This window comes from Noviherbaspirillum sp., from assembly GCF_035944575.1.
In the GTDB taxonomy this organism is placed as follows: domain Bacteria; phylum Pseudomonadota; class Gammaproteobacteria; order Burkholderiales; family Burkholderiaceae_D; genus Noviherbaspirillum.
The window spans coordinates 1-20,712 of record NZ_DASZBA010000146.1 but is presented as its reverse complement, the minus strand read 5'-3'; the positions used below and the strand labels follow the sequence as shown (position 1 = coordinate 20,712).

The 20,712-nt window shown below is 59.8% G+C and carries 24 protein-coding genes; 11 read left to right on the top strand and 13 right to left on the bottom strand.

Features of this window, described 5'->3' with window-relative positions:
* The 4 genes from VGU61_RS10435 (at window position 1) to phbB (ending at window position 5,530) form a co-directional block, all read left to right on the top strand.
* Complete coding sequence (locus VGU61_RS10435) at window positions 1–1,182, top strand: acyl-CoA dehydrogenase (protein WP_326859055.1); 1,182 nt, start codon at window positions 1–3, stop codon at window positions 1,180–1,182.
* Between the two features lie 835 nt (window positions 1,183–2,017).
* On the top strand, window positions 2,018–3,211 hold the full coding sequence (gene pncB, locus VGU61_RS10430; RefSeq protein ID WP_326859054.1) for a nicotinate phosphoribosyltransferase: 1,194 nt from the start codon (window positions 2,018–2,020) through the stop codon (window positions 3,209–3,211).
* A gap of 337 nt (window positions 3,212–3,548) precedes the next feature.
* Window positions 3,549–4,724 (top strand): acetyl-CoA C-acetyltransferase, encoded by a 1,176-nt coding sequence (locus VGU61_RS10425; protein WP_326859053.1) that lies wholly within the window; start codon window positions 3,549–3,551, stop codon window positions 4,722–4,724.
* Between the two features lie 65 nt (window positions 4,725–4,789).
* Window positions 4,790–5,530 (top strand): acetoacetyl-CoA reductase, encoded by a 741-nt coding sequence (gene phbB / locus VGU61_RS10420; RefSeq protein WP_326859052.1) that lies wholly within the window; start codon window positions 4,790–4,792, stop codon window positions 5,528–5,530.
* Window positions 5,531–5,608: 78 nt separating this feature from the next.
* Here phbB and VGU61_RS10415 read toward each other — a convergent pair whose 3' ends face one another.
* Window positions 5,609–6,256 carry a DsbA family protein gene (locus tag VGU61_RS10415; protein ID WP_326859051.1) on the bottom strand — a complete coding sequence of 216 codons (648 nt, stop codon included), beginning with the start codon at window positions 6,254–6,256 and terminating at the stop codon, window positions 5,609–5,611.
* 237 nt (window positions 6,257–6,493) lie between these two features.
* On the opposite strand from VGU61_RS10415, the gene VGU61_RS10410 reads away from it, so the two are divergent.
* Entirely contained in the window at window positions 6,494–7,210 is a 717-nt protein-coding gene (locus VGU61_RS10410; RefSeq protein WP_326859050.1) for a hypothetical protein, read from the top strand.
* A gap of 165 nt (window positions 7,211–7,375) precedes the next feature.
* Here the strand turns inward: VGU61_RS10410 and VGU61_RS10405 are convergent, their stop codons facing one another.
* A complete protein-coding gene (locus VGU61_RS10405; protein ID WP_326859049.1) occupies window positions 7,376–7,939 on the bottom strand; it encodes a carboxymuconolactone decarboxylase family protein in 564 nt (187 codons plus the stop codon).
* 98 nt (window positions 7,940–8,037) lie between these two features.
* Here VGU61_RS10405 and VGU61_RS10400 point away from each other — a divergent pair, with 98 nt between their 5' ends.
* Window positions 8,038–8,427: a helix-turn-helix domain-containing protein gene (locus VGU61_RS10400; protein ID WP_326859048.1), complete on the top strand. Its 390-nt coding sequence runs from the start codon at window positions 8,038–8,040 to the stop codon at window positions 8,425–8,427.
* A gap of 67 nt (window positions 8,428–8,494) precedes the next feature.
* On the opposite strand, the gene VGU61_RS10395 is transcribed toward VGU61_RS10400, so the two are convergent.
* The 3 genes from VGU61_RS10395 to ypfJ are packed head-to-tail and all read right to left on the bottom strand — an operon-like array spanning window position 8,495 to window position 9,900.
* The gene (locus VGU61_RS10395; protein ID WP_326859056.1) at window positions 8,495–8,713 is read right to left on the bottom strand and encodes an RNA-binding S4 domain-containing protein; all 219 of its coding nucleotides are present in this window, start codon (window positions 8,711–8,713) and stop codon (window positions 8,495–8,497) included.
* Window positions 8,713–8,994: a hypothetical protein gene (locus VGU61_RS10390; protein WP_326859047.1), complete on the bottom strand. Its 282-nt coding sequence runs from the start codon at window positions 8,992–8,994 to the stop codon at window positions 8,713–8,715. Before VGU61_RS10390 ends, VGU61_RS10395 begins: the two co-directional genes overlap by 1 nt.
* Window positions 8,995–9,042: 48 nt before the next feature.
* Window positions 9,043–9,900 carry a KPN_02809 family neutral zinc metallopeptidase gene (gene ypfJ / locus VGU61_RS10385; protein ID WP_326859046.1) on the bottom strand — a complete coding sequence of 286 codons (858 nt, stop codon included), beginning with the start codon at window positions 9,898–9,900 and terminating at the stop codon, window positions 9,043–9,045.
* A 248-nt stretch (window positions 9,901–10,148) separates the two neighbouring features.
* Between ypfJ and VGU61_RS10380 the strand changes: the two genes are divergently transcribed.
* The gene (locus VGU61_RS10380; protein WP_326859045.1) at window positions 10,149–10,433 is read left to right on the top strand and encodes a hypothetical protein; all 285 of its coding nucleotides are present in this window, start codon (window positions 10,149–10,151) and stop codon (window positions 10,431–10,433) included.
* Window positions 10,434–10,495: 62 nt separating this feature from the next.
* Here VGU61_RS10380 and VGU61_RS10375 read toward each other — a convergent pair whose 3' ends face one another.
* Genes VGU61_RS10375 through VGU61_RS10360 form a run of 4 tightly spaced genes read right to left on the bottom strand, consistent with a single transcriptional unit; the run spans window position 10,496 to window position 12,203 of the window.
* A complete protein-coding gene (locus tag VGU61_RS10375; protein ID WP_326859044.1) occupies window positions 10,496–10,720 on the bottom strand; it encodes a DUF1653 domain-containing protein in 225 nt (74 codons plus the stop codon).
* The gene (locus tag VGU61_RS10370; RefSeq protein WP_326859043.1) at window positions 10,717–11,136 is read right to left on the bottom strand and encodes a PaaI family thioesterase; all 420 of its coding nucleotides are present in this window, start codon (window positions 11,134–11,136) and stop codon (window positions 10,717–10,719) included. The genes VGU61_RS10375 and VGU61_RS10370 overlap by 4 nt, the downstream gene beginning before the upstream one ends.
* A gap of 36 nt (window positions 11,137–11,172) precedes the next feature.
* Complete coding sequence (locus VGU61_RS10365) at window positions 11,173–11,637, bottom strand: cupin domain-containing protein (RefSeq protein WP_326859041.1); 465 nt, start codon at window positions 11,635–11,637, stop codon at window positions 11,173–11,175.
* A gap of 47 nt (window positions 11,638–11,684) precedes the next feature.
* Window positions 11,685–12,203: a MarR family transcriptional regulator gene (locus VGU61_RS10360; RefSeq protein WP_326859040.1), complete on the bottom strand. Its 519-nt coding sequence runs from the start codon at window positions 12,201–12,203 to the stop codon at window positions 11,685–11,687.
* 56 nt (window positions 12,204–12,259) lie between these two features.
* Here VGU61_RS10360 and VGU61_RS10355 point away from each other — a divergent pair, with 56 nt between their 5' ends.
* Complete coding sequence (locus VGU61_RS10355) at window positions 12,260–13,294, top strand: alpha/beta hydrolase (RefSeq protein ID WP_326859039.1); 1,035 nt, start codon at window positions 12,260–12,262, stop codon at window positions 13,292–13,294.
* Window positions 13,295–13,389: 95 nt separating this feature from the next.
* Here VGU61_RS10355 and VGU61_RS10350 read toward each other — a convergent pair whose 3' ends face one another.
* Complete coding sequence (locus VGU61_RS10350) at window positions 13,390–14,124, bottom strand: general secretion pathway protein GspB (protein WP_326859038.1); 735 nt, start codon at window positions 14,122–14,124, stop codon at window positions 13,390–13,392.
* A gap of 4 nt (window positions 14,125–14,128) precedes the next feature.
* Window positions 14,129–15,904, bottom strand: coding sequence for an ExeA family protein (locus VGU61_RS10345; protein ID WP_326859037.1), 1,776 nt, complete (start codon window positions 15,902–15,904; stop codon window positions 14,129–14,131).
* A 217-nt stretch (window positions 15,905–16,121) separates the two neighbouring features.
* Between VGU61_RS10345 and VGU61_RS10340 the strand changes: the two genes are divergently transcribed.
* From VGU61_RS10340 to VGU61_RS10330, 3 genes are all read left to right on the top strand, one after another.
* Complete coding sequence (locus VGU61_RS10340; RefSeq protein WP_326859036.1) at window positions 16,122–16,910, top strand: EAL domain-containing protein; 789 nt, start codon at window positions 16,122–16,124, stop codon at window positions 16,908–16,910.
* A gap of 78 nt (window positions 16,911–16,988) precedes the next feature.
* A complete protein-coding gene (locus VGU61_RS10335) occupies window positions 16,989–17,513 on the top strand; it encodes a DUF3617 domain-containing protein (RefSeq protein WP_326859035.1) in 525 nt (174 codons plus the stop codon).
* A gap of 50 nt (window positions 17,514–17,563) precedes the next feature.
* Window positions 17,564–17,890, top strand: a complete 327-nt coding sequence (locus tag VGU61_RS10330; RefSeq protein WP_326859034.1) for a hypothetical protein — start codon at window positions 17,564–17,566, stop codon at window positions 17,888–17,890.
* 68 nt (window positions 17,891–17,958) lie between these two features.
* Here the strand turns inward: VGU61_RS10330 and VGU61_RS10325 are convergent, their stop codons facing one another.
* Together VGU61_RS10325 and VGU61_RS10320 are read right to left on the bottom strand one after the other, a co-directional pair.
* Window positions 17,959–19,800 carry a CHRD domain-containing protein gene (locus VGU61_RS10325; protein WP_326859032.1) on the bottom strand — a complete coding sequence of 614 codons (1,842 nt, stop codon included), beginning with the start codon at window positions 19,798–19,800 and terminating at the stop codon, window positions 17,959–17,961.
* A gap of 422 nt (window positions 19,801–20,222) precedes the next feature.
* The gene (locus VGU61_RS10320; protein ID WP_326859031.1) at window positions 20,223–20,663 is read right to left on the bottom strand and encodes a hypothetical protein; all 441 of its coding nucleotides are present in this window, start codon (window positions 20,661–20,663) and stop codon (window positions 20,223–20,225) included.
* Window positions 20,664–20,712 lie beyond the last annotated feature (49 nt).

Here is a 20,712-nt window from a genome sequence, read left to right as displayed (position 1 = left end):
ATGGCATCATCGAAAGTGCAATTCCACTGGGACGACCCGCTGCTGCTGGACCAGCAGCTGACATCCGAAGAGCGCGCCGTGCGCGACGCCGCCCACGCCTACTGCCAGGACAAGCTGCAGCCGCGCGTCCTGGAAGCGTTCCGCCATGAAACCACCGACCCGGCCATCTTCCGCGAAATGGGCGAGCTCGGCCTGCTCGGCCCCACCATCCCCGAGCAGTACGGCGGCCCCGGCCTGAGCTACGTCAGCTATGGCCTGATTGCCCGCGAAGTCGAACGCGTCGATTCCGGCTACCGCTCGATGATGAGCGTGCAAAGCTCGCTGGTGATGGTGCCGATCTACGAGTTCGGCAATGAGCAGACAAAAGAGAAATACCTGCCCAGGCTGGCCACCGGCGAATGGATCGGCTGCTTCGGCCTGACCGAACCGAACCACGGCTCCGACCCCGGCTCGATGATCACCCGCGCCAAGAAGGTCGACGGCGGCTACAGTCTTACCGGCAGCAAGATGTGGATCTCCAACTCGCCGATTGCCGACGTGTTCGTGGTCTGGGCCAAGGACGATGAAGGGGCGATCCGCGGCTTCGTGCTGGAAAAGAGCTGGAAGGGGCTGACTGCGCCGGCCATCCACGGCAAGTTCGGCCTGCGGGCGTCGATCACCGGCGAGATCGTCATGGATGAGGTGTTCTGTCCGGAAGAAAATGCCTTTCCCGAAGTGCGCGGCCTGAAGGGCCCGTTCACCTGCCTGAACTCGGCGCGCTACGGCATTGCCTGGGGTGCCTTGGGTGCGGCCGAAGCATGCTGGCACACCGCCCGCCAGTATGTGCTGGACCGCAAGCAGTTCGGCAAGCCATTGGCGGCCAACCAGCTCATCCAGAAGAAGCTGGCGGACATGCAGACCGAGATCACGATGGGTCTGCAGGGGTGCCTGCGGCTGGGGCGGATGAAGGATGAAGGCACGGCGGCGGTGGCGATCACGTCGATGATGAAGCGCAACTCGTGCGGCAAGGCGCTGGATGTGGCGCGGATGGCGCGTGACATGCTGGGTGGCAACGGGATATCGGATGAGTTTGGGGTGATCCGGCACATGGTGAACCTGGAGGTGGTCAATACGTATGAGGGCACGCATGACATTCATGCGTTGATCCTGGGGCGGGAGCAGACGGGGATTGCGGCGTTCTAGTTGGTGCGGGACGACTTCTTCCGGTGATGCAGCAACCTGTCATTCCCGTGAAGACGGGAATCCAGGGCGACTGAGTGTCTCCGGTAGTGCAGCGCCTTCATTTCTTCGAAGAGCCTTGCCGGGACTGGCCCCGGCGGGCCACTTCCTTTCTTTGCTTCGCCAAAGAAAGGAAGCAAAGAAAGGCGACCCCGTTATCGCCGCCCCTGCGGGGTGCCCAAAAGTGCCACGGTCAAAACGGGAAGTGAAACAAACTCGCCTGCGGCTCAGACAGGTTTCACTTCTATTTCCGTTTTGACCGCGTCACTTTTGGCGTCGCTAAAAGGGGTGAACGGCCAACCGATCCCCACCCTGACCCTCCCCTTGCAGGGATGGGAACTAGGATGTCCTTTATCTTGCAAACGTATGAAGGCACAGGGAGCGAACCAAGAGCGGTAAGAAAGTAAAGAATGAAGTATTCCCTCCCCTTCAAGGGCGCCCGGCGAGGGGGAGGGTCAGGGTGGGGATGGGTTTCGAAGTTCCCCCTTCTGGCGACGCCGAAAGCGGGTGGGCTGAAACGGATAAAGAAGCGAAATCTGTCTGAGCCGAAGGCGAGTTTATTTCGCTTCCCGTTTTGGCCGTGTCACTTTTGGGTACCCGCGCAGCGGGCCACTCCCGGCTAGTCTCTTCGAAGAGCCACCCGAGTTGCATTACCGAAGACACGCCGTCGCTCTGGATTCCCGCTTTCGCGGGAATGACAGGCTGATACATCGCTGTAGAAAATTAACCCCGACCATCAGCTACACTATCCTCATTTCCACTGAGGAGCCCGGCCACCCCGGCCTCGCGTCAACCACCCATGACACCCATCGTCCACAGCCTGCTCGAAACCGACCTCTACAAATTCACCATGTGGCAGGCCCTGTTGCATGGCCATCCCGCCGCCCAAGCGGAGTACGCCTTTGCATGCAGGAATGAACCTGCCTACCCGCTGGCGGATTTGAAGGCCGATGTGGAACGCGAGTTCGATCATCTGTGCTCGCTGGCCTTCACCGACGATGAGATCGCCTACCTGCGGGGGCTGCGGTTCATCAAGAGCGACTTTGCCGACTACCTCACCGTCTTCCGGTTCCAGCGCAAGTTCATTACCGTGACGGTCGACGGCCCGACATTGGTGATCAACGTCAAGGGGCCGCAAGTCCATGTGATGGGTTTCGAGATTTATGTGCTGTACATCGTCAATGAATTGTACTTCCGCCGTTTCGATCCGGTGCCGGCATTGGCCGAAGGGCGCAAGAGGCTGGCCGCGAAGATCGAGCAGGTGCGTGATTTCGGCCGCGAGCCGGCCAGGGCGCATCCCTTCGAGTTCTTTGATTTCGGTGTGCGGCGCCGTTTCTCCGGCGCCTGGCATGACGAGGTGGTGGCAACCCTCAAGCGCGAAGTGCCGCAGTATTTCAAGGGTACGTCGAATGTGTATCTCGCGAAGAAGCACAACCTCGTGCCGATCGGCACGATGGCCCATGAATACCTGCAATCGTTCCAGTCGTTCGGCGTCCGCCTGCGCGATTTCCAGAAGGCGGCACTGGAGGATTGGGTGCAGGAATACCGCGGCGACTTGGGGACCGCCCTGACCGATGTCGTCGGCATGGACGCGTTCCTCGCCGACTTCGATCTTTACTTCGCGAAACTGTTTGACGGCTTGCGGCACGATTCCGGCGACCCCGTCGCATGGGGCGAGAAAGCGCTGGCCCACTACGCGAAGCTGCGCATCGATCCGCATACGAAGCGCCTTGTCTTCTCCGATGGACTCGATCTGCCGCGCGCATTCGCGCTGTACCGGCACTTCGCCGACCGGACCATGACCGGCTTCGGCATCGGCACCAATCTGACCAACGACACCGGAATACCCAGCCTCGCCATCGTCATGAAGCTGGTGTCCTGCAACGGCCAGCCGGTCGCGAAGTTATCCGATTCGCCCGGCAAGACCATGTGCACCGACGAAACATTCCTCGCTTACCTCCGGCAGGTATTTCATCATCCCGCAGCGCAATAAATCTGCATGCCTTCAGCGCTGCTTACCGCGGTGGGTATCGTCTTAATGAACTCTGTGAATTCATGGACAGTCGATATTCAATAACCTAATCTGAATGACATCTACCGATGGGATTTTCGGGGTAGCCATACCGAAAAATGTACAATTCGGAAACTTTGAGCCAGATCAAACTTTTGTAGACATACGCTATTAAGATGGCGCCCGGATAGCGACGATGGTATTCGGCAATGAAATTCGCATTTTGCGCACGTCTTTCAGCCTGTCCCTTTAACGAAGTAGCTACGAACGTGCTTCACGGCAACTTCGCAGCAATGCAGTGTTCACCGGAGAAAACAAAATGAATGATGTCGTAATCGTCGCCGCAGGCCGCACTGCCGTAGGCAAGTTCGGCGGCTCCCTTGCCAAGACCGCCGCGTCCGATCTGGGGGCGCATGTCATCAAGCATCTGCTGGAGAAGTCCGGCATCAAGCCCGATATGATCAGCGAAGTGATCATGGGACAGGTTCTCACCGCAGGCGTCGGCCAGAATCCGGCGCGCCAGGCAGTCATCCGCGCCGGTCTGCCCGACATGGTGCCGGGCATGACCATCAACATGGTCTGCGGCAGCGGCCTGAAAGCCACGCACCTGGCGGCGCAGGCGATCCGCTCGGGCGACGCCGAGATCGTCATTGCCGGCGGCCAGGAAAACATGAGCGCCTCGCCGCATGTCCTCAACAATTCCCGCGACGGCTTCCGCATGGGCGACGCCAAGCTGGTCGACACCATGATCGTCGACGGCTTGTGGGACGTCTATAACCAGTACCACATGGGCATCACCGCCGAAAACGTCGCGAAAAAATATGGCGTGTCGCGCCAGGAACAGGACGAATTCGCCGCAGCGTCGCAGAACAAGGCGGAAGCCGCCCAGAAGGCCGGCAAGTTCAAGGACGAGATCATCCCCTTCGAAATCCCTTCCAAAAAAGGCCCGATCGTTTTCGACACCGATGAATTCATCAAGCCCGGCGTCACCGTCGATGCGCTCGGCAGCCTGCGCCCCGCGTTTGCCAAGGACGGCACCGTCACCGCCGGCAATGCATCGGGTATCAATGACGGCGCCGCCGCGGTCATCATGATGTCGGCCAAAAAGGCCGACGAACTCGGCCTGACACCGCTGGCTCGCATCCGTGCTTATTCCTCCGCCGGCGTCGATCCGACCATCATGGGCATGGGCCCCGTTCCCGCCAGCCAGCTTTGCCTGCGCAAGGCCGGATGGGACCATCAGGACCTCGACCTGATGGAGATCAACGAGGCCTTTGCGGCACAGGCGATCGGCGTCAACAAGGAAATGGGCTGGGATACCAGCAAGATCAACGTCAATGGTGGCGCCATCGCCATCGGCCATCCGATCGGCGCCTCCGGCTGCCGCATCCTGGTGACTCTGTTGCATGAAATGATACGGCGTGATGCCAAGCGCGGGCTGGCCAGCCTGTGCATCGGCGGCGGCATGGGTGTCGCGCTGGCGATAGAACGTTAAGACCCACAAGGTCGACGTGCAGTTGTGCAGTCCCTGAATCTTCACAAACAAATAGAGAGACGAACATGGCAAGAATCGCATTAGTCACTGGGGGTATGGGCGGTCTGGGCGAAGCTGTCTGCATCAAGATGGCGGCGCTCGGGTATCAGGTCGTGACGACTTATTCGCCGGGCAATACCAAGGCGCAGGAATGGCTGGCATCGATGGAGCAGCAGGGTTACAAGTTCCGGGCCTATCCATGCGACGTGTCTGACTATCAGTCCGCCGAGAACTGCGTCGCGCAGATCACGAAGGACATCGGTCCGATCGACGTGCTGGTCAACAACGCGGGGATTACCCGTGACATGACCTTCAAGAAAATGGACAAGACTAATTGGGATGCGGTGATGAAAACCAATCTCGACTCGGTGTTCAACATGACCAAGCCTGTGTGCGACGGCATGACCGAGCGCGGCTGGGGCCGGATCATCAATATCTCGTCCGTCAACGGCCAGAAAGGCGCGTTCGGCCAGACCAACTACTCTGCGGCGAAGGCCGGCATGCATGGCTTCACCAAGGCGCTCGCGCTGGAAGTGGCGCGCAAGGGCGTGACGGTCAATACCATTTCCCCCGGCTACATCGGCACCAAGATGGTGATGGCGATTCCGTCCGAAGTCCTGGAAAACAAGATCATCCCGCAGATCCCGATGGGGCGTCTGGGCAAGCCCGAGGAAGTGGCCGGCCTGGTCGCCTATCTGGCCTCGGATGAGGCTGCCTTCCTTACTGGCGCCAACATCGCCATCAACGGCGGCCAGCACATGTACTGATGCATTGAGCGTTTCATGCGCGAACCCGAAGCCGGTCAGACGGTTTCGGGTTTTTTATTTGTGAGATCCGATTCGCCTTCACTCGCCGGCCGGCGCCGCATCGACCACGGCCTGCATGTTTTCCACCAGCTCCGCCACGGCCATATACCCGGACGACACCAGATGAAGCTCGCTCTGCTGCTCCAGCACCAGGGTAGGGAAGCCGCGCACGCCCCAGCGTTGGGTTTGCAGGAAATCCGCCTGCGTATCGGCGATGGTTGTGGATGCGTCCCAGGTCGAGCGGAACGTATCCGCATCGATGACAAAACCGGCCCTGGTCATCGCGTCCGCGCCGACCCGCGCCAGTACGTCGGCCCGGGTTGTATCCAGCCCCTGTGCATAGAAGGCATGCTGGATCGCCTGAAACACCGTCAGCGCAGTCGACGGCGAAAGCAGGCGTGCCGCCACTACCGCCCGGCAGGCCGGCTCGGTGTCGTAGACGAACCCTTCGCGCTCCAGTGCCCCGTCGTTGAAGGGCAGGCCGGACCTTTCTCCCACCTGGCGCCAATGCGACAGAAGGGTCGCCTTCAGGTCCGCATCCAGCGGGTTCGTATTCCCGGCGCGCAGACCGCCGACCACGATATCCAGCGGCAGGTCCGGCAGGCCGGCCAGCAGCGCCGATAACTCCGGGCCGAACCCGTAGCACCACGAACACATCGGATCGGCGATATAGATCAGGCGGGGCATGGCGTCACTTTCAGAAAACAATCATGGCAGGAACTTACCACAACCCGGGTCACTGATCCGCTCGCCGGTCGAAACGGATTTGTATCCGCAGGCAAGAACTAAACGAGGGCGGCATACCTCTATTGACAGTGGCATGCGGCAGCATGCCCGGCAAACGGCGAGGTCTTGCAGTGGCCTTCCGTTTTGCGCAATGAGTCCTACACTGTGATTATTCCGGCCTGATATTTGGAGATGTCCATGCGGAGCGAGTACAACCACAAGTTCAATCCCGACCTTGTAGAAATGAACGAAAAATTGCGCAAGGAAGCAATGCGTGCCATCGAAGTGTATGGCCGACGACAGATTTCGGATTTGCCCGACATGACGGACGCGGAACGCTCCAAGTGGTTTTTCTGGAATGTGCACGAGAATCTTGATGAGCTGAGGAAATACGAGCCGGCCCTGATCGGCCAGGTCCGTTGCACGCAAATGACAGTATGCGAAGTCGAAACCCCTGACGGCAATCTGGATGGAATCGAAAAAAGGCTGTCACTTAACTGCAAATGGCACCTGCGCCTCGTGTATTCCGCGCTAAAGAACGACGATATCTATTCGATCGGCGACGGCGCGTCGGACATCCTGATCACCGCCACGCCGCCGACCAACCCTTCACTGCAAAAGAATCAAAAGGGTTATCTGCATGCGGACAGCTCGCTGTATCCGAACCAGATCTTCATGTATGGATGGATCAGCGAAGCGATCTGGAAGGAAGTCAAGGATCATCTGTACGATCCGAGCCCAAATTGCCAAGCGGATATTTTGCTGCGCGACAACGGCATATTCCCGGTCAAGAGCGGCTTTGATTTCGTCGTCGGGCCGCCGGGATCGGTTGGCATCACCAGCATGGAATTTCGCGTGTCGTCGTCGTCAGGCGAACGCAGGATGGCACGCCGCGGCGAAACCCTCCAGCGTTGACAGTCGTGGCGCGTGTTCCGCTTCTCCGGACCACGCGGACAGACAGCAGTTGTAAGGGCGAACCGGCCGCGCCGGTTCGTCGCCAGGAATCGTGGCAGGCGCGAATTCTCCATCCGTCGATATGGAAACCGGCATGCTCTCCAATTCCCTCCTCGCCATTGCCGCTCAGCCAAACCGCGGCGCATACTCCTCCGCTTGCACGCCAGCCGCATTCGCGATGAATGAAATCGTATGGTAGTAGCCGGTCAGTGCGATCAATTCCAGCAATTGTTCATCCGAATAGTGGCGGGCCAGTGCAGTCCATAGCTCGTCAGTCACTTGCGCCTGTCCATGCAGCTGATCCACCAGTTCGAGGATCAACGCCTCGTTGTCGGGCAAGGAGTGCGACTCATTCTCCAGCGTTGCGGTCACATCGGCCTTGCTTAATGCCGCCTTTTGCGAGAAAAAGGCGACATGCACTCCCCATTCGTACTCGCAATTGCAGCGGAAGCAGGTCCGAAGAATGACCAGTTCGCGTTCACGCAGCGTGATGCCGCCTTGATCGAGGAAGCTGCCGGCGAACATGCGCTGCAAAACACGCGGATTGCGCGCCATGGTGCGAAACAGCTTGAGTGGCGCGACACCCGGCGGCATTACCCTGACAAAGGTATCGGACAGTGCGTTTGAATAGGGCGGCTCGATCGGGGAAATGCGGAAATCACTTTTGGCGGTTGCAGGCTGTGCAGACATGATGGTCTCCGGGAAGAGTTCGGGAAATTCACAAAGGTTTCGACATGGCGCTACGTTAAGTGTAGCATATCGCTATTAAAAAAGTAGCGGAGAAAAGGATGCCAACACCAAAACCAGGAACGCCGGTCAGAGGGTCATCAAGCGGGCGTCCCATCATGGCGCTGCTCGATCTGCTGGGCAGGCGATGGATTCTGCGGATCTTGTGGGAGCTGCGTGACGCGCGGCTGAGTTTTCGCGAACTGCAGGAACGCTGCGACGCCATGTCGCCGACCGTGCTCAATCAGCGCCTGCGCGACTTGCGGGATAGCGGGATCGTTGAACTAGCGGAGGAGGGCGGATATGCATTGACTGCCGCCGGCACGGATTTGCTGCATGCGCTCCTGCCGCTGCAGCGCTGGGCGGAACAGTGGCAGAAGAAAATGTCCGCGAAGGTCGATCAGCCGGCGCCTAAGAAGGCGGCGGCCAAACCAGCCAGGAAGAACGCGTAGGGGAAATTACCGAAGAAGCTTGAACGAAAGTCAAGTGCTCGCCGGTCGTGTATTCGCGGATTGCCGTTCAGGCCGCCCGCACGTCGATGCGCACGTCGCCGAGCGTGACCATCTGCCCCGCGCGGATTTTGCATGTCTTGCGCAATTCCTGCCTGCCATCGACCGACACCTGGCCGCTTGCGACCAGCATCTTGCCTGCGCCGCCGCTATCGCAGATACCGACCAGCTTGAGCAACTGATTCAACTCGACATATTCGCCGTCGAGTGCGAACTCGATCCGCTGCATCAAGGCCGTCCTTCCAGTTGCTGCTTCGCCTTATCGAGCCATGTCGACAAACTCGCCTGCATGTCTTCCTGGCTGAAGGAGCAGCTCTCCTCAGTGAAAAGGCTGCTGGCTTCCATGCGTCCAAGCAAGTCCTCCATGACCTGTCCGTAGCGTGGCGGCAGCGCCGAAACCAGAGCACTTTGACTGCGCCAGCTGCGGCAGAAGGCATGAACGTCGATCCGGTTGCTGCGCAGATCGTCGAGGGCAAGCTGCAAGGATTGCAGCGCTTGTAAATGTGACATTGGTTAGGCAGAAAGTAAGCAAAGCATGGATTCTACGTCACCCGCCTGTCAAAGCTCCCGCGCTTCGAAGGTATTGCATGCCGCCACCTTGCCGGTTTCGATGCCGCGCTTGAACCAGCGTACCCGCTGCGCCGATGTGCCATGCGTAAATGAATCCGGTACGACGTGGCCTTGTTCCTTGCGCTGCAATGCATCGTCCCCGATCGCGCTGGCGGCGTTCAGCCCGGCCTCGATGTCGCCGGCTTCGAGAATGCCGCGCGACCGGTTCGCATGGTAGGCCCATACGCCGGCGAAGCAGTCGGCTTGCAATTCCAGTTGCACCGACAGCCTGTTGCCTTCTGCCTGCGATACGCGCTGCTGCGCCTGGCGTACCTTGCTTGATATTCCCATCAGTGTCTGCACATGATGCCCGACCTCATGTGCGATGACATAGGCCTGCGCGAATTCGCCGGTCACCTGATAGCGCTGCTGCATGAGGCGGTAGAAGCTCAGATCGATATAGATTTTCTGATCCGCCGGGCAATAAAACGGTCCGCTGGCCGACTGCCCGGTGCCGCAGGCGGTCGGTGTGCTGCCGGAGAACAGGACCAGCTTCGGTTTGTTATAGGTGCCGCCGCCGCTGCGGAAGAGTTCGGTCCAGGTGTCTTCGGTGTCGGCCAGTACCGTGGAGACGAATGCCGCCATCCGGTCATCGGCCGGCGGACGCTGCGCCGTCGTCTGTTGCGGTGTGCCGCCGCTCAGCAGACTAAGGACGGTCATCGGATTGATGCCGAAGAAAAATGATGCGACCAAGGCAATAACGATCGTCCCCAGCCCGATCGAACGCCCACCAAAACCCCCGCCGATACCGCCCGTCCCGCGACGGTCCTCGACATTATTGCTTTCGCGGTTGCCTTCCCATTTCATTGCAATCTCCGGTAAAGAGGTGGCTCCGCAGCGGCGGAGCATGACGAGAAAGAGCAGGGGCAAAAACCGTGCCGCAAGCTGAGCACGAATAGGAAAAACGACTTTTCAGAGAAAAAAGACGGTCTGACAAGAGGTTTGTGTTATCTGCTTTATGAATGCCTCATATTGAAAATAGAAATTAGATTTATATCTGGTGGAGCCCTATATTGTCTCTACACAAGACGTTATTGATAGAAAGAGAGTGCAACATGGCTTCCGCCGTATATTCCAACCATTCCCGCCACGACGCCGACAATGGTTATTTCACTAATCTCGGTCGTGCCGTCCATTCACTGATCGCCGCTTTGCTGGCCGTACCCTCCGCCAAGTCGGCCAATCTGACTGCGGACGTGACTGCGCCCGTCGTTGCCGCCAAAGTGCGCAAATATGAAGACGAGCTGTCGCTTTACCGTCTCTACCGGCTATCAAGCCCGTATGACTCGGTCAGCCCGGCGCTCGTGGAAGAGCTGCGTTATCTGTCTTCCCGCAGCTGAGGCTGCGTCCGTGCGATTCGGTGATCGCTTGATGCCGGTGTCGCCGGATCATGCGATTCACGTTACGTGACACGCTCGAAACGCGGCATCCGCTTGCCGTTGACGACGACCTCCTCGTTGAACATGTCGAGCGGCCTATGTACCAATTGCGGCCAATCGGTTTCGTATAGCGGCCGATACACCACGCAGACTTCGTTTGTTTCGGTATTCCTGGACAGGCCGAGCACAAAATACAGCTTGTCCTTGTAATGCCGGTACACGCCCGGCGTGATTGCATCGGCGCTCATTTCGGCCACAGGATCATCTGTGTGCATCGAAAGGTCGCGATCAGCTTGCCGGTATCGCGATGGCGCACCAGCGCATCCCAGACATGCGTGGTGCGGCCAAGGTGAACCGCCCGCGCCTCGCATTCCACCACGCCTTCCCGCGCCGTTCCCATGAAATTGCTCTTGAGTTCGATGGTGGTGAAGTTTGCCGCACCTTCCGGCAAATGTGCCACGCAGGCATAACCGCAGGCGGTATCTGCCAGCGTAACCACGCTGCCGGCATGCAGGTAGCCGTTCGGCGCCAGATGCGACGGCGTTACTGTCAGCTCGGCATCCAGCGATTGCTCGCCAACGCGATTGATCACGATTCCCAGCAGGCCCGGCAGATAGCCGTTGCCTTTGCGGTTGAAGTCGTCTGCGGTGATTTTGGGTTGCATAGGTTTTCCTGTTGATGATATGGGAAAGACTGCGGCTCAGACCGGCCACTGTACCTTTTCCGGCAGGGTGATGCCATCCTCGATGCCGCGTGCCCCGATGCTGTTCGCATTGGCCTGGATCACGATGTAGACCAGGTCCGCATCGCCGGTATTGCGCCACGTGCGCACACCATCCGGCGCGACCCGGATCACGCTGCCTTCCCGCACATCGATGACTTTGCCGTCAACCTGGAATTGTCCGCTGCCCTTGAGGAACACATATAACTCTTCATGCTCGCGATGCTGGTGATAGAAGGGCACGCCTTGTCCGGCCGGCAGCTTGTTCAGGGAAACTTCCATGCCGGTCAGATCCAGCGGGTCGCGAAGGAATAGTTTGCCCGGCCAGCCACGGCCTTTCCCCAGCGGATGATAAAACTGGTAGTTCCCCAGGCCGGAAAAGTCACCGACCTGTGCGCTGGAGAAGTTCTTTTCCTTGATTGTTTCCAACTGCTGTTCGCTCATATCTGCCTCCTAAGTAGATGTACATACACCTATATGGGCAAAAAAAATTATTGCCCGACCTTTTGCGTCAATTGAAAAACGGTTTTATTCAATCCATCCAGGTCGATGTCGCCTGCAAGGTGGACGAATTCTTTTTGCGCGCCTTTCCATAGCGGGATCGCAAGTTGCAGGCGCTCATTTCCTTCCGGCGTCAGATGCCAATGCCGTTCCCGGCGATCTTCCCCCGGTTCGGATGCGATCCATCCACTGGTTTGAATAATTTTCAAGGTGCGGGTAAGCGTCGTGCTGTCCATCGCCAACGCCCGTGCCATATCGCCCGTCGTCATGCCTGGAAAAGCAGCGAGTATGCGAAGAATTCCGAACTGGGTAATTTTCACGCCGGAAGGCTTTAGTGCGTGGTCGTACATCTGCGTGATGACCCGTGCCGCTTGGCGGATGGAGCCACAGTAACAGGGGAGCCGGAAAGGTTTCACAGCATGCAAAGGTAAAGATACATGAGCGGAATATATATGCATATACATATGATCGTCAATTGTGATTCCTTGCACGCATTGACAAGAAAGCATTGAACTTAGCCTAAAGCATGTCGTTCCAACACAACCAGAAACCATAAGGACGCGACATGAAAAACAAGACCATCCCACCGTCATCCAACAAACCGGGGTTGAGCGGCGGCAAGGCATTGCTGCTGGGAGCCGGTGCCGCCTTGCTCGTCTCCGCATTGGCAGTACGCTACAAGACGCAGCAGGCCGAAATGGAAAATCCGCCGACGGGCAAGTTCATCGATGTCGATGGCGTGCGGCTGCATTACGTTGAGCGTGGACGCGGGCAGCCGGTGGTTCTTCTGCACGGCAACGGGTCGATGACCAGGGATTTCGAGCTGAGCGGCATCGTCGACCTCGCCACTGACGACTACCGCGTAATCGTGTTCGATCGTCCGGGTTACGGACATAGCGAGCGCCCCCGCAGCACCATATGGAGCCCGCAGGCACAGGCAGGATTGCTGCAACAGGCGTTGCAGAAGCTCGGCGTGGAGCGCCCCATCGTCGTCGGCCATTCCTGGGGCACGCTGGTTGCCTTGGCGATGGCGCTCGATTATCCGTCCGCAGTACGCAGCCTTGTATTGCTCTCTGGTTATTACTATCCGACGGCGCGGTTGGATGTTCCGCTGTTGTCCGCTCCTGCAGTGCCGGTGGCGGGGGACCTGCTGAGCCACACGGTGTCGCCGCTGATCGGCAGGGCAATGTGGCCGGGCATACTGAAACAATTGTTCGGCCCCGCGCAAATGCCTCAGCATTTCGAGGAATTCCCTGTCTGGATGGTGCTGCGTCCATCGCAACTGCGCGCCAGCGCGGCCGAATCGGCAATGATGATTCCCGCTGCGAACATGCTCAGCAAACGCTACAAAGAATTGAAAATGCCGGTAGTCATCCGCTGCGGCGAGGATGATCGGATCGTCGATGCCCATGCGCATTCCGAGCGCCTGCATCGTGAATTGCCGCAGAGCGATTTTGCGTTGACGCCGGGTATCGGACACATGATTCATCACCTGGTACCGCATCAGGTCATGGAAGCGATCGACAGGGCGGCCAAGGCATCACAACCGGCGCGGGTAATCAGTGAGCATGTGCATCGGGCCACGACGCACCTGAACTGATCCGGTCCTGCCTGCGGTTCGCGGCCGACTGTCCTGAGAGCGCCGCGACGGCACCCCGATGACGCAAGGCGACGGCATCGCGCTGTCCGCCCGCCTCAGTACGACGAACGGTACCGGTATCCCTTGTAATTGAGCACCATTCCTCCCTGGGTCAGCCGTTCCACCGCCAGGTCCGGCGCGACCTGGTCGCCTTCGCGCACCAGCTTTCCATTGACGAGGACGGTGCGGTCCGCCTTGTTGGGCGAATAGATATAGCCGTTTACGACCAGTGGCGGAATCTCCCGTTGAATATGCTCCGGCAACTCGCGCAATGACGCGATCCGTTCCTCCTTCGGCGCGGCAGGTTCAGGCGCCGGCTTGGCCGCCTTGGCAACGCGCGGCTCCTGCTTCGGTGCGGCCTTGGCGACTGCCTTCTGCTCCGTTTCCGCCGGCTTGGCACGTTTGATCGGCTTTGCCGGTTTTGGCGTTTCAGGGATTGTCTCGGCTTCCGGCGGTGCAGGTTGCGCTGCGGGCGGCTCGGGCTTCACGGCGGGCTGTTCCGGTGCGGCGGGGGGCGCGGCGGCCTGTGGTGCCTGTGGCACCGTCACGGCTGGCGGCGGGGTTTGGGCAACCTGCACGGGAGGCGGCGCCTGTCGCGACGATGTTTGCCACCATGCGAGTCCGCCGCCGGTCAGGGCCAATGCAAGCAATCCGGCCCAGAGTACCGGCTTGCGCCAGGACGGTTGATGCGGTGTCAGAACGGATGCGGGCGGTTGGGCGTGGATGTTCGGCACACCGCCCAGCTTTCGCTCGGATTCGGCTTTTTTGAGCGCGTCGAGTATGTAGGACATGTGACTATTCTCCGGAGGACGATGCGGCGCCTGCCTGACGCAGGCGCGGCTCATTGAGGCCGGCGGCGCGGCTCAGATGCATGAAGGTCACGGGACCGATCACGCCATCCACGCGCAGGCCCTGCGCAGCCTGAAACTCGCGTATCCGGCGGCTCATGTTTTCATCCACGGGTTGGTTCGGGGCAGGCGCCGGTTCGCCGCTCAGCTTTGCCAGTTGCGCCGCTACGCGGTCGATATCTTCGCCCTGGTCACCGGGTTTGATGACGGTCCGCTGATTGCCGGGAGCGCGCCAGAAGGTGGCGAAGTTCCCGGTGAAATAGCGGCTCAGCACCACCAGGCTGATGGATTGCGTCCGGTCGCCGTACTTGAGCGTGGCGGCGGAATCCGTCAGGCCGGTCAGGATCGCGTAGTACGGAGTGCCCTTGCTGTCATTCAGTGTCAGTACCGCCGGACGGTCGAGCTGCCGCAATCCTGCAAGTCCGCTGTCGCTTGCAAAGCAGTGCATGCCTTGCTTGAGCGCCGCTTCGCAGGCATCGCCTTCCTCAAGCTTCACGCCCCAGATTCCGGCCAATTGGCGGAACAGGTCGTTCTTGTTGTCGAGCGCAATGAGCGGTTTGCCGTCGCGCTCGGACAGCAATCCCGGTTGGGGTTCCGCAACGGGTTTTGGCTGCTGTGCGTTGGCGTTAGCGTTAGCATTGGCATTGTCCTTGGCGGCAACGGCATCGCCGCCGCTGCCAGCACTGGCATTGCCTGGCTCCTTGGCGGTCGGCGCTTGCGAAGACGCTTGCGGAGGCGCCGCTATCGTCGCCGGTGTTTTCCACAACGCCAGGAGGGAGTTTTGCCCGCCGCCCAGGGTCCACGCCGTCGCGCCCGCACCGGCGAGCAGCACCCCGGCGGCGAGTCCCAGCGTGGCGAAGCGCCACTGCGCAGGCCGCGCCTCGCGCCGCCGGATGTACTGTTCCCTGCCGAATACTTCCTCAGCGGCCTTGGTGATGATCCTCCGCTCCACGACGTGCTTGCCTTCCGCATAGGCGCCGAGAAGCGCCCGGTCGCACAGCAGGTTGATGCGGCGGGGCACGCCCTTGGTCAGGCGGTGAATGTATTTCGCCAGCTTCGGCTGCAGCGGCGGCGCCGATTCCAGTCCTGCGACCGCGAGCCGGTGCTGGATGTAGCTGGCGGTTTCGCTCTCGGTCAGCGGCCTCAGGTGATAGCGGGCGATGATGCGTTGCGCGAGCTGCTGCAGGTCCGGTCTTTCCAGCATCGTGCGCAACTCGGGCTGGCCGATGAGGATGATCTGCAACAGCTTGCGCTCGCTGGTCTCGAGATTCGTCAGAAGCCGCAATTGTTCCAGCACGTCGGCTGACAGGTTCTGTGCTTCGTCGATGACGAGCACGTTGTTCTGGCCTTCCGCATGGGTCTTCAGCAGATAGCCGGTCAGCGCATCGACATAATCCTTGACGCTGGCCGGTGCCGCATCACTGCGTTCCAGCTTGATATGGAATTCGTCGCAAATGGATTGCAGCAGTTCATTGACTGTCAGCTTGGGATTGAAAATGTAGGCGACGTTGCAGTTGGGTGGCACCTGTTCCAGAAAGCAGCGGCAGACGGTGGTCTTGCCGGCGCCGATTTCGCCGGTCAGCAGTACCAGCCCGCCGCCGCCGCCGATGCCGTACAACAGATGCGCGAGCGCTTCCCTATGGCTGTCCGTCATGAACAGGTAGCGGGGATCGGGAGCGATGGAAAACGGAGCCTGCTTGAGGCTGAAGAATCGGGTGTACATGGCGATGCAGAATTAATCCAGCGGCAAGGCTAGCATAAATGATCGGATGCGGCCGCCGGTGCGATGCGCGCCGCCTGCACCATCCTGGAAAGACGCGTGATTTTTGGTTGAAAAGTTCAATCCATGCTACAAAAATTTCCGCTTCTATTCCCAGAACGGTTCCCAACGGTTATATTTCCCGAATGCAACTAATCCCAGGCATTCAAGTGGAGACTCAATGATTCCAATCCAACCGGAGGCAGAACGCCTGTCCCGACCGGCGCAGCACGGGTGCTCCCAATGCAAGGACGGTAAGGCGCTCGATTTCGAATTCGAATATGCGTACCAGCCAATTGTCGATATTGCCAAGCGATCGGTCTTCGGGCATGAAGCGCTGGTGCGCGGACCGAATGGCGAATCCGCGTATTCGGTGCTGTCGCAGGTCAACGATTCCAACCGCTACACCTTCGACCAGGCATGCCGGGTCAAGGCGGTCAGCGGCGCCGCCAAGCTCGGCATCAAGGAATACCTGGCGATCAATTTCATGCCCAATGCGATGTACCGTGCCGAATTGTGCATCCGCACCACGCTCGACGCTGCGCGCAAGTACAACTTCCCGCTGCAGAACATCATTTTCGAAGTCTCCGAAGCCGAACAGGTGCAGGACCGGGCACACCTGGTCAGCATCTTCAAGGAATATCAGCGACTGGGTTTTCAGACCGCGATCGACGATTTCGGTGCGGGCTATTCAGGATTGAACCTGCTCGCGGATTATCAGCCCGACATCATCAAGATCGACATGGGCTTGGTTCGCAATATCGATCAGGATCCGGTCCGGCAGGCCATCGTCCGCGGCATCGTTGCCATGTGTTCGGGGCTCGGCAAGCAGGTATTGGCTGAAGGGATCGAAACCAGGGGGGAACGAAATTTTCTTGCATCCGAAGGCATACGCCTGATGCAGGGTTATTTGTTCTGCAAGCCCGCCTTCAAGGCGATAGGCATTGTTGATCCGTCCTCATGGGACTAACAGCCGCATGCCAGGATATTGTCGTTCGACCGCTCCGCTAGTAGCATGCCCGCTTTCATCTGAATAAGGAACTCCTCCATGCGCAACATCGCCAAGTCCGCCGTCCTGTTAGCCATCCTTGCCTGTGCCGCAGGATCCGCAGCCGCGCAGATGAAACCAGGCTTGTGGGAGATGACGATGACATCGGATGCGATGAAAAAAATGCCGAAGCTGCCGCCGGAACAGCTCGAGCAGATGCGCAAGATGGGCGTGAGCATTCCGCAAAACGGCGGCATCGTCAGCAAGGTCTGCGTCACCAAGGAAATGGCCGAGCGCAACCAGACGCCGGAGACGGGCATGAACCAGATGGGCTGCCAGGCGAAAAACCATCAGCGCACAGGTAATAGCTATGCGATGGATATCGTATGCAATGGCGCCGACATGAAAGGCGAGGGCAAGGCGAAGGGTACCTATGCCAGCAGCCAGAGTTTCACGTCGACCTACGACTTCAAGGGCACCATGCATGGACAGCCGGTGACGCAGCGTAGCGAAACCAGCGGCAAATGGCTTTCCGCAGATTGTGGCAGCATCAAGCCCGTCGCCGAGGCGATGCCCAAGAAATAAGCGGGAACAGGCTGTCGAGGCGCGCCTTACCTCACATTCATTATGCCGCGATGGCGCGCCGCTACCATTACCATGTCTATGTCGTCGAGCTATCGAGCGACGTCCTGTATGAACCGCGATTTCGAAAAGCGAATCCGGATTACATCAGCGGCAAACCCTGCGTGTACGTCGGCATGACGGGCCTGAATCCCGACGTCCGTTTCGACAAGCACAAGGCGGGCATCCAATCGAATCGGTACGTCAAGCGATTCGGCCTGCGACTGCTGCCGCAACTCTACGAAATGTACAACCCCATGCCCTACGACGGCGCGCGCGACATGGAAGTCGAGTTGGCAATCGGCTTGCGCGAAGCCGGTTACGGTGTCTGGCAGGCCTGAAATGGGCTATTCCATCAACAAGCCGATGTGCTGGCATGCCGACACATCGTTCATTGCTGCCTGACTACTCACGAGCCGGTGGCGGTCGCGACCGTCGCACCGCCGGTTGCACCTGCTCCGGCTGCACCGGTATCGGCTGTTCCGGTGCCTGGCGTACCTGCGGTGCCAGTCGTACCAGTATCGGTCGTTCCCGTACCGGCTGTTCCGGTATCCGGTGTGCCGCTGCCTGCGCCTGTCGTACCCGTGCCAGTAGCGTCGGTGCCGGCCGTGCCGGTTCCCGTGGTACCAGAGCCGGTTGAGCCAGTGCCCGTCGTCCCGCTACCCGCCGAACCGGTGCCGGTCGTGCCTGTACCTGTCGTATCCGTGCCGGTCGCACCAGCACCCGAGGCATCAGTGCCTGCTGTTCCGCTGCCGGTCGTCCCCGCGCCGGTGGTGTCGGTACCGGTGGTTCCACTGCCCGTTGTCCCGGTGCCGGCTCCGGTGGTATCAGTGCCGGTTGCGGCAGGGCCTGTACCAGTGGTGTCGGTTCCTGAAGTGCCGGTACCAGAGCCGGTCGTGCCCGTACCGGAGTCAGTGGTACCGCTGCCGGTTGTCCCGGTCCCGGTGGTGTCAGTGCCCGTGGATCCTGTACCTGTTGTTCCAGTGCCAGTCGTACCGGTGTCCGTTGCTCCGGGGCCGGTGGTGTTACTGCCTGTAGCGCCGGCACCTGTCGTGTCGGTGCCTGTTGCCCCGGCGCTTGAACCCGTACCGGTTGTATCGGTGCCGGTCGTTCCGGTTCCCGTACCGCTTCCGGTCGTCCCGCTGCCGGTCGAACTGCTCGGCACGACGGCCTGTTGCAGTATCTGGCCGCGAATCTCGCCGGCCGGATTGGCGGTACTGTGCACATTGAAATACATGTTCCCCGCGAGGAGCGCATTGTATTGATCTTCCGTGAGCGGCGTCGTGGTAGTCCAGACGCCGCTTCCGGGTGGTGTTTCCGCCATCGGGAAAACAATGGGGCCGCTTGCACCAAGCGGCGCCAGATGGATATGCGCTGCCGCGCCGACGATGCCGCTCGTCGCGACCGCTGCCGACAATTGCCGTGTCGTGACATTGGTGCCGGCGGTGCTGCTGGCGGTGACCAGTGCCGTGCCGGATCCGACCGCCGCCGTCTGCACCGGCGGGGTCTCCTGGCTGCCGGTCAGGGTGGTGGCAAATGCCCGGCCGTTTGCCGTGGCGGTGGCAGTTGTGGTGCTGCCTGCTGCGGCTGCCTGCTGCAACTGGATCGGTCCGAGAATCTCACCTTCCGGGAAGGCGGTGCTGCGCACGACGAACACCATTCGTCCCGAGGTCAGTGCACTGTACTGCGCTTCGGTAAGGGTCGCCGTCGCAGTCCATATGCCGCTACCTGCCGGCGTTTCCGCAAGCGGAATGGATGGAACGCCGCCCGTGCCGGTTGTTGTGTCCTGTATCTGCGCCGCGGTGCCGGTGAGGCCGGAGGTGGATACGGTAGCGATCAATTGACGTGACTGCGGATTGACTGTTGCGCTGCCTGTACCTGTGGCAGCTCTCGGTGTGGCCGATGGCGGCTGTGTACTCAGAATGTTTGCATTGAAAACATTCAGGGCTGCAGTGCCCGGCAGGGTGACGCTGGCTGTCGTTGGCGCGGTGCCAGTCGCCGATGTGCCGGTTCCGGTCGAGGGTGGATTGCCGGTAGTCGTGTTTGCCGGCGCCTCGGTCGTTGCGGCGGGCGGCGCAGCAGGGGGCGGGCTCGTTGGAGTATTGGCTGGGGTGTTATTTGTTACCGCAGGATTGTCGGTAGTGCCGACGTTGTTATCGTCGTCATCGTCACCGCCGCAGGAAACCAGTGTCAGTGCCGTGATCACCGCGAGTGAACAGCGTGTGAGATTCAGTTTGTTAATGGACTTCATGGTGCTTCTCCTGATTGATTGGAGCGGGCGCGATCGAACGCGCGGTGCGCAGTCCTTCCGCATCCCGTCATTGAAACAAGGCGTCGCTGTGCGGATTCATGATTCGGCAAGCGGCCACAGGCTAAAGCGCGCCCGCAGGCTGGCACGGGCGGAGCAAACTTTAGAACGGACTGGCAATGCAGCGACCGTGCCAGTAATCGAAAGTCGCAGGCCAGGGGCAATTGTTCTGCGAGCGCAATGCAGGAGTGCATGAAAGCGGATGAAACCGACCGATTGTTTGTTCTGGTTATCGCTTTCGTTCCATCGCATTAAGAGTTGCGCAGGACTGCATCCTGCACCGATGGGCAGCGCACGTAATAACTACGCGTCCGGTAGAAAATCTACCGATACTGCGTGTGGGGAATTCATATCGCGGTTCGTGGCTATCGCTGCAGTGAAAACTCCACAGGCAACGGCGAATAGGGCACAACGACCAAGGCAGGTGGAAATCCCGCGGGCGGACAGGCAGCAGGGCCGGCTTCGCGATATGCCACTTCGATGCGGGCAGGCGCGCTGAATTCGGTGATCGACTTGACGACAGGCTGCACACAGTAGCCGTTGCGGGTGCCGAGGAAGATGCCGACTACCATGCTGTCGCGGAAGTTCACTGCCGGCGGCGAACGATCGCCGGCATGATCGCGCCACGCCGCTTCCCAGGCCAATGCGTTTCTCGCGACGATGAAGCGGTTATCGGACAGCGGCGACCAGAATGTCGGCGTCAGCAATGAAAAGGAGAACGACACGGCGGTATCCGATCCGCCGCATCCGGCCAAAGGCAGCGTGGTCAGCATCACGCCAGCCGACAGAAGTTGTGTGATTCGCATGCGGATGTCGTCCGGGTTCGATCGGGATCAGGCAAGGCAATGTATTCAT